Source organism: Streptococcus sp. Z556 (assembly GCF_053010225.1).
In genome coordinates this window covers 40,498-53,337 of the sequence record NZ_JBRKNU010000006.1, presented here as the reverse complement: position 1 = coordinate 53,337, position 12,840 = coordinate 40,498, and the positions used below count along the sequence as shown (strand labels likewise).

Sequence of the window (12,840 nt, the reverse complement as noted above, 5' to 3'; positions counted from 1 at the left end):
TTTACAACTCAATGATATGGGGCTCGTAACCAATCGCTTCTAAAAAACGAAGCAAATCTACGGTATCCAAAAAGAGGATTTTCTCGTTGGTATTGGGGTGAAAACTCATCCGTTTTTCCGACATGATTTCTTTTTCGAAATAAACTTGAATGTCCTTGTCGGTATTGTTGAGCAAGCCAAAAGGCGAAACAACTCCTGCGGGCAAGCTCATTTTTTCAAACAAGCTCTCAGGCGAGGCCATCCGAACTCTATTAGCTCCTATTAGTTCTTTCAAGAGGTCCATATCCAGACGCTTTTGATCATCCATGATTAGCAGATAGTAGGCTGTTTTCTTTTTGTTTGTGAGAAACATGGTCTTGGTACGGACACCTTCGATTCCCTCGATAAAACTGTCTGCCTGCTCGGTTGTCAAGGCTGGCTCGTGCTCCACGATATCAAAGGGTATATCTAGCCCATTTAGCACCTCTACAACTTTTTCGTATGCTTCCATCTTCTAGCCTCCTTTATCAACTTGATAGTCCCCAAAAGTGGGTTATTTTCGTTTGATTAGGTACTGAACAGCCTTTTCCAAGCGTTCCTTTTGAGCCTCAGGGTCGTCTAGCGGTTGGTTGATGCAAGCAGTGAGATTTTCGGTAATCATCATCTCAATCACGCGCTCAACACTGGAGCGCACCGCGGTCAACTGGGTAATGATATCTGCGCAGTCACGATCTTCATCGATCATCTTTTGGATCCCACGCAACTGGCCCTCTGAACGTTTCAGGCGTGTTATATACTTTGAGTTTGTCATTGATTTATCCTTGGTCACTTTTTCTTCATTATATCTCGAATAAGGTTCTTTGTCAAAATTCTCATCCTATCTGTCTTTATAGGAGACAACCTTTTCTTTGTATTGGCTAGAAAAGATTACTGAACATGAAAAAGGAGAACTAAAGCTGTTCTCCTTGAAGCATAATCGGGACATCAAGTTTCCGATTAGTTATGCCTTATATCTTGGACAAAAAGGCTAGGATTACTATCCCATAGACCGGAACTAGGGCCAGTCCAAATCCGATACCAAACCACTTGTAAAACTTGTCCATCCCGCTATAGCGTTCGACATAGGCCCTGTTCGGCTTGTCTGGATCGTACCAAACCGTCAGCTCCGAATGAAGAGGAAAATGGGTCTGCATCAATCGTTTGAAGGAAACAAAGGAGTTGCTGTAGCGAGTGATCGATGGCGCCAGCATTTCTTCTCTTGTATAATCATTTGAAACCTTAGTAGGCCCCCACGGAGTTGTGACCGTTTTGATCATAAAATACTGCAAGGTTTTCTTATAAGTAATCCCATCCACCGTGTATTCAACGATAGGTGGATAACCCTCACGAAAACGACTATAGCCAACAACCGTTCCCTCTACAGATGACTGGGCAAGCCGTACCATCTTCCGATCTCGAAGATAGAGGTAGAGGAAGGTCCCGCATACAAACACAAAAGATAGGAGAGTGACGACTGTCCCAACTATCAAACCAATCATTTCTTTAGTCATATGAACTCCTCCAGTTATTCTATAGAGTGAAAGCCCAAAGAAGGAACTCATCCAGAATCGACATCGAATCTACTCTTCGGATTTTTCTTTTGACTCTTGTTCTTTCAAATCTTTCACAGATTTCGATACGATATCTCTCATCTGTTCGTCAGTAAGCCCTGGAATCTGATAATAAGAATTATTGGACTCGCTTTTTGACGGCTTTGTTCCTGAACTTTCAGTTTTAGAACCTTGTTCAGTCGAAGACGAGACTTTCGACTCTGAGGAACTGGATTCTTTCATCTCAGAGGAGCTGGATGACTCAGACTCCGAAGACCTAGACTTTTCAGGCGCTTTAAAATCAATCTTAGGCTGCTTGTCTACTTGGTTCACCTTTATGTTCGGCTGTTTTGCAGGTTTATAGGTTAGTCCGAAAGACAACAGCAAGGAAATCAAGGTTCCAATACCAGCTAAGGTTCTTTTATTGGCTTCTGCTGAAGGAACTTTTACTCCCTTTGTACTGAGTTCTTTCCATTCCGGGTGCTCTTCTTCGATAGCTTTTTTCTGTCTCCAAAAAGGAACAAGAAAAAATGATTAAAAGGCACAAGGGTTGCCATAGCCGTAGTTAAAAGCAGAACATATCTGGAACGACTCGATACTAGTAGAATATCGAGTATGGCGAAAATAATAAATAGAAAAATCACCAAAAACTGACGAACTCGATACTCTTTTTTGATCTGCAAATAGCTTTCTTGTGACATCATCATCTCCTCTTTTCTATTTCTCTTCCCTAAATAATACTTTTCCCTGCTTGTATTTTCGTACGGCTAAGAGCCAGCGTATTGGATTGTTTTGAAATAGTAGAAGAACCACGCTAATTGGGACGATGGTTGCTCCGATTGGTACCATGAACATGGACGGCTCAAACCATTCATGTTCATAGTAGGGAATGAAGGTCCCAGGTATGGCAAAGAACACAACAATAACAAAAACAAATAGAAGAACGAGAATAACAAATAGATACAAGATGATTTTATCGACTGTTGGTTCCTTATCTGGTGACTTCCTCCAAAAAGTACTACTTTCAACCGCATCTTTAAACTGCTCTTCACTTGCTGGGACAAGCGACTTAGCCCCACTGTAGAACAATTTTTCAAATCCATAAACACTTCCGATAAAAACGAAAAGGATAGCGGCTAAATGGATCGGAGCCATCCACTCACTCAATCTAAAGGGCGCTATCAAGGAACGAATCCAAATACTGATGACAGCAACTAGCAAGAAAGCAAAGAAGAGAAGCCAAGGCCACTTGGATTTCTTTGAACTGATAGCACCATCAGTTTCTGACGAGGTGCTAGATTCTGTCGCTAAAGCCTCTCTCGTCCTTGTATTATAGTAGACAGATTGCTGGTTTCCTTGGCCTATATAAATGATTTTTCTCATCTTACATTTCTCCCTCTTTTCCTCGGCTATCGTCCTGTAATGTCTCTATCAGCTCTTTGAACAGTCGTTTGCGTGTTTTCATCTGAAAATCATAGACCATATATGTAAGAATACCAATCCCTAACATGTACATAAGTAAAAATTGAAAATCAGAAACAGCCAGATAACGATAGGCTGAAAAAATCGTTATTAAAACAAAAATGTAGCCAACTACTGTCAACGCCCTAGATTTTCTCCTAAGTGTTTTGATATTGGCTTTTGTCAGCCGGACTTTTCTAAATCTATCTGTCTTCATGTTACGTCGAGCAGATTTGGCAAGGATAATGGTCCCGAAAATCAAAAACAGAGACATCAAGATAAAGAAGATTAGATTAAAAGGGGATGAGACATCTCCAAAGGTTTGGTTGAGCAACTTTGACAGCCGTTGGAAGGAATAGATTGCAATAGGGGCTGCAATGGCTGAATAATTCATACCTTGTTTTACACCGTAGAATACTTGATTCTTCAGATCATAATAGATAAAAGAGTCCTCCAGAGGGCCCATACTGATTAAATTTTTTACACTTGTGTCCATCTATTTCCCGTCTCCTAAACTCAATACGGATGTTCAAACAGAGTCCTACTTTCTCTAAAAAGCATTGTGACAACGATTGCCAGCATTCTAGCTGATTTTGGGCATTTGCCTTCCTAGAGAAAGAAAAGTTTATTAGTATTATAGCATGAACCCCCAGAAAAGGGAAAATATCCCCGGCAGATACCATTGCTAAAGACAAGAACGGATTCGTCATTTCATAAAAAAGCGAACAAGTCCGCATTCTAAAAACAGGATGCGAGCTTGTCCGCCTTTTTCTATGTATATGATGCGTTTTCCTCATCTCATCGTTCCAAGCGAATGCGGGTCACAATCCCGTCTGGGTCTACAAGATCCAACTCACTCGAATTTAGCCATTTGATCGGTGCTTCTAGCTCTTGTGCTTGCTGAACGATATCCAAGAGTTCTTCCTTGCTTTCGACCTCAAGGACGTAGTAAGCCAAGCCTGGCAAGCCTTGCTCACGCGGAGCTAGCCCTTTTCCAGCCCATTCGTTGACAGCTAGGTGGTGATGGTACCGACCAGCCGCTATCCAACTAGCACTAGGAATGCTAAATTTATCCTCTAGTCCTAACACCTTTTGATAAAACTGGCTCGCCGCACGACTATCCTTCACAGATAGATGAATATGCCCCATTCTCGTCCCTTCAGCTAGGATAAAGGGATCCACCTTTTCCCCTAACTCATAGATGTCCTGTGCCGCCAGGGCTTCGGTCACACCGATAATGCGACCATCTTCTCGAATATCCCATGAAGACACTGGCTTATCACGGTAGAGTTCAATGCCATTTCCTTCCAAATCCTCTAGATAAATGGCCTCACTGTATCCATGATCCGCACCCCCGACCAGAGGAATCCGCAGATCACTTAGGTGCTTCAAAACATCTGCCAAGGCTTTTCTTGTTGGCAACAAAATCGCCAGATGGTAGAGCCCATAATGCTCCCTTACTTCCCCAGCTTTTTCTGTCGCAATCAAGTGGACCAAGGCTTTTCTACCAAGCCCCAAAATCGCTTCTGTCTCCGTTTGCGACAAAATCTCCAAACCAATAATCTGGTGATAAAAAGCCGTTTGACTCTTCAAATCCTTGACATTTAAAACCACCTCGGCTAGGTAAATGTGGCTTTGGTATGCATAAGTCATAGGCTGTCTCCTTTTAGTTGTAACTTTATAGATTACATCAATTATACACTATTGAGATAGAATGTCAACGAAGACAACTCAAAAGAGCTGGAAACCAGCTCTTCTTTTTATTTAACAACAAGCTCGTAGCGAGTTTTGCTGGTGAAAGTTTCCCCTGCTTTGAGAATGACTTGGTCTTTGAAGTCACTGTGAATGGCATCTGGTAAAGCTTGCGCTTCAAGGGCAATCCCATTGTGTTGCACCATTGGCTGACCATCTATGATGACACTCTCATCTACAAAGTTTGCTGAGTAGACCACAAAGCAAGGGGCCTCTGTCTTGAAAAGTAGGAAACGACCTGAGTGTTGGTCATAAAGGAAACCGGCATTGTCATGACCTGCAGGAAGGGCAAATGGGTGATCCAAACCAGATACCAACTGGATTTGCTCATCTTCCTCTGCAAAGATGTCCTTCAACAAGGCTCCATTATAGATGTGTTTGACTACATCACGATTAGCATCTGGAGTCTTAGCCGGAACACCGTCCGGAGCGATTGGGTAAATGCCCTCCGTATTTAGCTGGAAGACATGACGGTCAACTGTCTGCGTAAAATCACCAGACAAGTTGAAGTAGCTGTGATTAGTTGGATTGACCAGCGTATCCTGATCAGTCGTTACCTTGTAGCTGATTTCGTAGGCACCAGTTTCTTCCAAGTGATAGCTGATCCAGATCTTGAGGTTACCAGGGAACCCTCCTGTCCCATCTGTACGCTCTGTGTAGAGGGTCAAGCCATTGTCGCTCACTTCGACCAATTCAAACAAGCTCGCATCCCAACCTGTTGAACCACTGTGGTTACAGTTGCTAGCATTATTGACTTCAAGATTATAGGTCTGGCCATTGAGCTCAAATGTCGCACCTGCAATACGGCCCGCTACAGGACCTACACTTGCTCCATGCTTGGGACTATTGCCTACATAGCTATCAAAATCATCAAAGCCCAAAATCACATTGGCAAAATTTCCAGCCTTGTCAGGTGTGACATAGCGCAAGATGGTCGCACCATAAGTCATAACTTCAAGCTGGTAACCACCATCAGTCTCAAAGCGATAGGCCAAGACATCCTTGCCCTCATGATTTCCAAATACACGCTCTGTGTATGCTTTCATTCTTCTCTCCTTTGATCCATTTCTCTTAAGTAAACAAACCATAGAAAGTGTATTCACCATCTATGGTTGTAGTTTCTATTTTCAGAATCCTTTGTCAGAAAACCTTAAGTATCTTCTTAACAAAAAGGGATTCTTCTATTCTTGTTTTATGCTTCTACACGTTCAGTCCATGAAGTCGCTGTTGTTTGAAGAACTTTGTTGAGTTCGTCAATGTTCTCAAAACCTGTTGTACGCAACCATTCACGAGCTGCTGCCTCACCGTCTTTGATATAAGCTTCAACTGATCCAGCCCATGTTGCACGGCCGCAAAGAACTCCGTTGAAGTTTGCGCCTGATTCGTGGGCAAAGACAAGTGTTTCTTGGAAGAGTTTAGCTGACACTCCAGCACTCAAGTAGATGTATGGCAAGTTAGTTGCTTCGTCTTGAGCTTTGAAGAAGGCTGCTGCTTCTTCGCGTGTATGAACGATTTCACCATCACCAAAACCTTCAACGTATTTGACGTTAACTGGAACTTCAACTTTCAAGACATCGATGTTGAAGCGTGGGTCTGAGAAGACTTTCATGGCACCGATAACCTTGTGAGGTTTCACTTTAGCGTATTCTGCAGATCCTGCATCCGCAATCTTTTCATCGTAAGCCAAGATTTCAAGGAAGAATGGAATGTCTTCCGCCACACACTCAGAACCAATACGTTCGATGTAGGCTTGTTTTTCTTGGTTGAGTTCGTCATCGCTGTCTACGTCATAGTAAAGCAAGAACTTCACAGCATCTGCACCTTCTTCCTTGATACGTTTTGCAGACCAAACATCCAAGCAGTCAGGCAAGCGTTTGGTACTTGTTGTATCGTAACCAGTTTTTTCATAAGCAAGGAGAAGACCAGCATTGGTATCAAGCGCTTTTGTAGCTGGAAGACCATACTCAGGGTCAAGGAGCATAGATGATGCGTATTTTGTCAATTCATCTGCAACCAATACTTTAAGTTCTTCCATTTGAGCAACTGTTGGCTCTTCTGTTTGGTATTGAGCCATAAGGCGTTTCAAAGCGCCACGTTGGTCAAAGGCAAGAGCTGAGATAATGCCGTTCTCGTCAGAGAGTTTTTGCAAGCAAGCTACTTTATTAGGACTTAATTGTAATTTACTCATAGATACTTCCTTATTTTTGATAGTCATGAATGATAACACCTTGTACCACACGGTTTACTGTACCTGTAGGAGACGGTGTATCTGGTTTGTTTTCGACCTTAAGCGAAGTCAAAAGGGCAAAGAGTTGAGCATATACGATGTAAGGGAAGACACGGTAAATATCGTTCAAGACTCCACCACAGCCAAGAGCCACTTCTTTGACATTTTCAAGACCAAAGGCTTGATCACTCAAAAGCACAACACGACGAGCAATCTTATCACCAGCCACTTCACGAACCAAGTCCAAATCATACTTGCGAGTGTAGTCTGTCGTTGTACCAAAGACCAAAACAACTGTATCTTCGTTGATCAGTGATTTTGGACCGTGACGGAAGCCAACTGGACTTTCATACATAGTCGCCACTTGACCAGCTGTTAATTCCAAAATCTTGAGCTGAGCTTCATGAGCAAGTCCAAAGAAAGGACCAGCACCTAGGTAGATAACACGGTTAAAGTCGAGGTCAACCAGCTCTTTGACATCTGCTGCATTGTCTAGAACTTTACGGGCAAGACTAGAAACAACTTCAAAACGTTCAGCTTTAACAGCAAATTCTGTAGGATCAAAAACCAAGAGTGCTGTCAACATCATAGATGTAAAGCTAGAAGTCATAGCAAATCCAGCGTCATTAGAAGCAGCCGGTTGCAAGAGCAAGAGATTGCGGTCATCGCCATGAGCTTGAAGAGCCAATTTACCATCTGCAGCACATGTAATAGTCACTTGATAGAGGTCATCAACCAAGGCTTTAGCCAAATCAACTGTTGCCACACTTTCAGGTGAATTTCCGCTACGAGCAAAGGATACAAGGACAGTTGCCACATCTTTTTTCAGATAGGTTTCTGGATTGGCAACAATATCTGTTGTCGCAATAGAATTGAAATTCCATTTGCGCTCGTCATAGACTTCCTTAAAGTAAGGCACCAAGGTATCTCCCACATAAGCAGAAGTCCCAGCACCTGTCAAGATAACCTTAATATAGTCATGTCTATCAGCGATATCTTGCAGAAAGGCTGCAATTTCGTCACGTTTCGCTTGATAGGCTTCAAAAGCTTCTTTCCATACATCAGGCTGTTGGTAGATTTCACGAGTCGTGATTTCTGCACCCAGTTCAAGTAATTCTTCTTTTGTGTAATTTAGCATAGAGTTCCTCTAATCTATTATTGTTTCATTCCTATTGAAAATATGGGAATGGGAGTGACTCCCATTCCCATGTATATTCTATATAAGATGCTCTAAGTCACATCTTATTCATCTTCGTCATCATCGAAGCCCGCTAACAGATCATTGACTTTTACAATGCTTTCTGCACCACGGCTCTTATAGTCCGCATCTGCACCTGTAAGGCTAGCATTGATAAATTCAATCACCATTGGCAGATTCATTCCTGCGTAGAGTTCCACGTTGCGACCTTCCATGATCAAGCGGCTCACCACGTTACATGGTGTACCACCGAGAAGATCTGCAAAGACTAGGAAATCATCCAATCCTTCGATAGCAGCTTCAAATTTAGCAGTAAATTCTTCTGGACCATCTTCTGGAAGAAGAGCCACTGCATGAATGTTGTCTTGTGGACCCATAATCATTTCCGTGCTACCTTTAAGTTCTTCACAGAAACGACCATGACTCACCAAAATTAACGATTTCACCATAAATTATGCGCCCATTCCAAGCAAGAATTTACCGATGAATGAAAGACCTACTGCAAGAACGATAATGATACCGATCGCTTTAGTAGAGTTCATACCTTTCTTACCAAGCAACCAGAAGATAAAGGCAGTAAAGATTGCTGGAAGCAAGCGTGGGAAGATTGAGTTCAAGATGTCTTGGAAGTCAATCAATTTTTCACCGATTGGCAATTTGTAAGAAATCTCAAAGTTGATCATTGTTGCTACAAGAGCACCCATCATGAAGACACCAAGTACAGAAGCAGCATCAATCAAAGCTGTCAAAGTACTTTGCATGTTGTTGATAAGGTTAACCCCTTCTTTGTAAGCAAATTCCAATTGTTTCCAACGGAAGATGTCATATGCAACTGCAACTGCGATCCAAAGGAAGATACCCCATGGTTGGCCAGCGATAGCCATAGTTGCTGCGATAGATCCCATGATAGCAGGTACAAGTGAACCAAAGATTGTGTCTCCAAGAGGAGCGAATGGTCCCATCAAACCTGTCTTGATACCGTTAACGGCATCTTTTGAACCTACACCATCTTTTTCTTCCATGGCAAGGTCAAAACCAGCGATAATTGTGTGGAAGAATGGAGAAGTATTGAAGAATTGAGTATGAACTTTCATCATTTCTTTCAATTCAGGAGTTCCATCCCCATACATTTTACGCAATTGAGGCAAGATCATGTAAAGGTAACCAGAAGCTTGCATACGCTCATAGTTCCAACCTAATTGGAAAGTAAACAAGCTACGTTTGTTGATTTGATTAAAATCTTCTTTTGTAAGTTTGTAATTAGAATTCGTCATCTTCGATTTCCCCACTTTCTGATGGTGTAGAAGGTGCTGCTACAGCTACTTTTTGGCTGTTCTTAAAGTGAACAACTGCAAGGAAGATACCTACGATAGAGATACCGATCATAGACAAACCTTTGAAGTTGTTAGCAAAGCCAATCTTTTCAGCAACATCAGCAGGAAGAGTACCAAGGATACCCGCAACAGCTCCACCAAGACCTGTTACATATGAGTAAAGAACAGTCAACATAGCTGTCAAACCGAATCCCATTGCAAGGTAGTGAAGGTTACGTTTAACTGGAAGGTAACGAAGCAAGATTGCAAATCCGAGACCTGGAAGCATACGTCCTGCAAGTGTCAAACCGTCTGCAACCCATTGGTATTCCTTAACAAGGTTTACAACACCTTGTACGAATTCTCCACCAAAAGCAAGGGCGAAGAATACTGGAAGGGCACGTGAAAGAGCCCAAGGCACTGCACCAAGTAGGTAGTTGCGCTCGATTCCTTTATAGTCAAAGCGTTCGATTGCAGCATCAATACGGTGTGCAAAGAAAGTAGTAGTCATACGTCCAAGAACGTCGAAGTATGTCAAAAGTGCTGCTACTGGTACAGCGATTGTTGTGATCGCAAGATCTGTATCAATACCTTGAGAGATAGAGAATGCTGTTGCAAGAACCGCACCAGAAGTTGCGTCGATACGAGAAGCACCACCGAAGGTACCAACCCCGAGAACGAACAACTGCAAGCTACCACCGATAAACAAACCAGTTGTCACATCTCCCATGATCAAACCGGTAATGAAACCAGCGAATACAGGGGAACCTGCAGATGAAACGATTGTCAACTCATCACAGATTTGATAAGCTGAGTACAAAGTGAGAAGTAAAATTTGCCACCATTGTATCATAACAATGACCTCCTAAAAATTTTTTCCTATTTTAATAAACTCAAAAAGTCTGATACGGGATCGTTTGGAACCATTTGAGCAGTGAGTTTCACACCTTTTTCTGCCAGTTTGTGGAAGTCTTCCACATCCTTATCTACCACGTTGATAGAACGCGTGATAGGGCGAGTTTCTGGTGTTTGAGACATATTGCCGACATTGAGTGTTTCAAGCGGAACACCTGCTTCAACCAAACCAAGGAAACGGTCTGGCTTACGTGCAACGATAAAGAGACGTTGGCTATCGTATTTACCAGCAAGGATATTCGCTGCCGCTTTCTCAATTGGCAAGATACTAAGTTTTACACCTGGTGGTGTAGCAAGTTTCAAGCCGCTCTTTTCAATATCATTGTTAACGACTTCATCGTCTATAACCATAATGCGCGAAACGTTTAGTTTCCCTGCCCAAAGATTGGCTACTTGACCGTGGATCAAACGTCCATCGATACGGCATCCTACAATTGTCATAAGTTTTCCCCCTTTATGTGTTTTAGTGTAGGTTTACGAGTTAAATGAATCTCTTTTTTATATTCGCCTTCAGTTTCAAAGATGATAATGCGGTTATCACCTTCCTTGAGATAACTATGAGGGATATAAAGCGAGAGGGTCGGGCCAACATTCCAGAAACGTCCTAGGTGACGCCCGTTGACAAAGGCAACTCCCTTACCAAACTCAGACAAGTCTAGGTAAGTATCTTTTGGCTCTTCTACTGTAAAGTCATAAGCGTAAAAGGCTGGTTGTCCTTCTGTCCATCCTTTTGAAAAATCAATTTTCTCAGGATTATCCAATGGAAGTGGATATTGTTTCCAATTTAACATGAAGTGTAGATCCTTGCAGACACCTGTACGAATTCCTTTACGTTGCGTATCTGCCAAGAACTTATGCCCATAGTTGACACGCCCCATATTTTCGACCAAGATGTCAATCTCTGAAAAACCTTCTCGATTTCCCTGACAGTAGATATCTTCACCAATTTCTGTCTGGTATTGAGTGGCAATCCATTGACCATCTACATAAAGTTGAGCTCGGTCACGTCCATCGATGATACGGAGACGTTCCTCTTCTGCATCCCAACTTGCTTCGGTACGATAAAGAAGGTAGCCATAACTTTGACCAAGTTCTTCCATCGCTTTTGGATAGAGGCTTTCAGTTGGACTTGCCAGGCTATCCAGGGTTTCAAACAAGGAAACTTTTTCGACTAGTGGAATGGATTCCATTTCCATACTTTCCTTGTAAAGTGGTTCTAACTGTGGATACTCTGGGAAGTGTGTTGCCATCATCTTCTTGACTGCTAGGTATTTAGCAGTTGGATTTCCTTCTTCATCGAGAAGGGCATCATAATCGTAAGATGTAACTTGTGGCAAATCTAGAGTTCCTCGAGCCGAGCAACCATTCATGAAACCAAAGTTTGTTCCGCCATGGAACATATAAAGGTTGATGGAGCCTTGCTCTAACACCTCTCGAACAGCTTCTGCCAATTCTTTAGGATCCCGTGTGATGATTGGCTCTTTCCAACGGTTGAACCAGCCATCCCAGAATTCCATACACATGAGGGGCCATTTTTTGCCATACTCATCAAAGAATTCTTGCATTTGTGAGAAGTTGTATGGAGCTTTAGAACCGAAGTTCCCTGTCACAAAGAGATCGTCTTCGATCAAGGTTCCGGCTTTCAAAGTAGCCCTCCAAGGGCCGTCTGAAGTAAAGAGTGGGCAATCAATCCCTCGTTCTTCCATCAATTTTCGAATCGCTCTCAGATAAGACTTATCTTCTCCATAAGATCCATATTCATTTTCGACTTGCATCATGAGAATGTTTCCACCATTACCCAACAAGCGAGGCACAAGCCTTGGTAATAATTGGTCATAATAGCGAGCAACTGCCTCAACATAAGCCGGATCGGATGAACGGATTCGCATGTTCTTAGTTAAGAGCCAAGCTGGTAAACCGCCGAACTCCCACTCAGCACAGATAAATGGAGACGGACGCACAATGGCGTATAGACCCAAATCCTGTGCGATTTGGAGGAATCTCTCCAAATCCATAGCACCTTCAAAATTAAACTCACCTTCAATAGGTTCGTGTAAATTCCATGCTACATAAGTCTCGACTGTATTAAAGCCAAGCGCTTTTAAGTTGTAGAGCGAATGATACCAATCCTCCGCTGGAATTCTAAAATAATGAATGGCGCCGGACAAAATCTTGAACGGTTTTCCATCTAAATAGAAATCGTCCTCAATTTTAAAGCTTGTCATGTTACTACCTCTGACTAATTAAGTTTGCGCTTTCATTTATTATAATATTAAATATAATCAAATCTTTTGCATTTGTCAATAGGTTTTAGAAAATTCTTTAAAATTTTTCTATTTTTTTACTTACCGTTTACCGAAATTATCAAAAAATCGCATGAAAGTCGTTTTTTTATGTATGATAATT

The 12,840-nt window shown here is 42.3% G+C and carries 14 protein-coding genes and 1 pseudogene; all 15 read right to left on the bottom strand.

Translation table 11 applies throughout. The annotated features are described in order from the left end of the window. Nucleotide 1: 1 nt before the first annotated feature. Nucleotides 2-490, bottom strand: coding sequence for a prolyl-tRNA synthetase associated domain-containing protein (locus ACVC7S_RS07730; protein WP_447266736.1), 489 nt, complete (start codon nucleotides 488-490; stop codon nucleotides 2-4). A 42-nt stretch (nucleotides 491-532) separates the two neighbouring features. Continuing rightward, on the bottom strand, nucleotides 533-790 hold the full coding sequence (locus ACVC7S_RS07725; protein ID WP_049484505.1) for a metal-sensitive transcriptional regulator: 258 nt from the start codon (nucleotides 788-790) through the stop codon (nucleotides 533-535). 196 nt (nucleotides 791-986) lie between these two features. Continuing rightward, a complete protein-coding gene (locus ACVC7S_RS07720; RefSeq protein ID WP_447266735.1) occupies nucleotides 987-1,529 on the bottom strand; it encodes a DUF3592 domain-containing protein in 543 nt (180 codons plus the stop codon). Nucleotides 1,530-1,598: 69 nt separating this feature from the next. Further along, nucleotides 1,599-2,269 (bottom strand): annotated as a pseudogene (locus ACVC7S_RS07715) (hypothetical protein). Nucleotides 2,270-2,285: 16 nt separating this feature from the next. Beyond that, a complete protein-coding gene (locus tag ACVC7S_RS07710; RefSeq protein ID WP_447266734.1) occupies nucleotides 2,286-2,951 on the bottom strand; it encodes a hypothetical protein in 666 nt (221 codons plus the stop codon). A 1-nt stretch (nucleotide 2,952) separates the two neighbouring features. Beyond that, nucleotides 2,953-3,525, bottom strand: coding sequence for a hypothetical protein (locus ACVC7S_RS07705; RefSeq protein ID WP_447266733.1), 573 nt, complete (start codon nucleotides 3,523-3,525; stop codon nucleotides 2,953-2,955). 302 nt (nucleotides 3,526-3,827) lie between these two features. After that, entirely contained in the window at nucleotides 3,828-4,682 is an 855-nt protein-coding gene (locus ACVC7S_RS07700) for a VOC family protein (protein WP_447266732.1), read from the bottom strand. A gap of 107 nt (nucleotides 4,683-4,789) precedes the next feature. Beyond that, nucleotides 4,790-5,827, bottom strand: a complete 1,038-nt coding sequence (locus ACVC7S_RS07695) for an aldose epimerase family protein (RefSeq protein WP_447266731.1) — start codon at nucleotides 5,825-5,827, stop codon at nucleotides 4,790-4,792. A gap of 146 nt (nucleotides 5,828-5,973) precedes the next feature. Continuing rightward, nucleotides 5,974-6,969 (bottom strand): tagatose-bisphosphate aldolase, encoded by a 996-nt coding sequence (gene lacD / locus ACVC7S_RS07690; protein ID WP_447266730.1) that lies wholly within the window; start codon nucleotides 6,967-6,969, stop codon nucleotides 5,974-5,976. A 10-nt stretch (nucleotides 6,970-6,979) separates the two neighbouring features. Then, nucleotides 6,980-8,146, bottom strand: coding sequence for an SIS domain-containing protein (locus ACVC7S_RS07685; protein ID WP_447266729.1), 1,167 nt, complete (start codon nucleotides 8,144-8,146; stop codon nucleotides 6,980-6,982). 104 nt (nucleotides 8,147-8,250) lie between these two features. After that, on the bottom strand, nucleotides 8,251-8,655 hold the full coding sequence (locus ACVC7S_RS07680) for a PTS sugar transporter subunit IIA (RefSeq protein ID WP_004239567.1): 405 nt from the start codon (nucleotides 8,653-8,655) through the stop codon (nucleotides 8,251-8,253). Nucleotides 8,656-8,658: 3 nt separating this feature from the next. Beyond that, a complete protein-coding gene (locus tag ACVC7S_RS07675; RefSeq protein ID WP_000185285.1) occupies nucleotides 8,659-9,480 on the bottom strand; it encodes a PTS system mannose/fructose/sorbose family transporter subunit IID in 822 nt (273 codons plus the stop codon). Further along, nucleotides 9,467-10,372 carry a PTS mannose/fructose/sorbose/N-acetylgalactosamine transporter subunit IIC gene (locus ACVC7S_RS07670; protein ID WP_000616995.1) on the bottom strand — a complete coding sequence of 302 codons (906 nt, stop codon included), beginning with the start codon at nucleotides 10,370-10,372 and terminating at the stop codon, nucleotides 9,467-9,469. The genes ACVC7S_RS07675 and ACVC7S_RS07670 overlap by 14 nt, the downstream gene beginning before the upstream one ends. Before the next feature lie 26 nt (nucleotides 10,373-10,398). Beyond that, complete coding sequence (locus ACVC7S_RS07665; protein WP_447266728.1) at nucleotides 10,399-10,875, bottom strand: PTS sugar transporter subunit IIB; 477 nt, start codon at nucleotides 10,873-10,875, stop codon at nucleotides 10,399-10,401. Then, on the bottom strand, nucleotides 10,872-12,659 hold the full coding sequence (locus ACVC7S_RS07660; RefSeq protein ID WP_447266727.1) for a glycoside hydrolase family 35 protein: 1,788 nt from the start codon (nucleotides 12,657-12,659) through the stop codon (nucleotides 10,872-10,874). The genes ACVC7S_RS07665 and ACVC7S_RS07660 overlap by 4 nt, the downstream gene beginning before the upstream one ends. Between the last annotated feature and the right edge of the window lie 181 nt (nucleotides 12,660-12,840).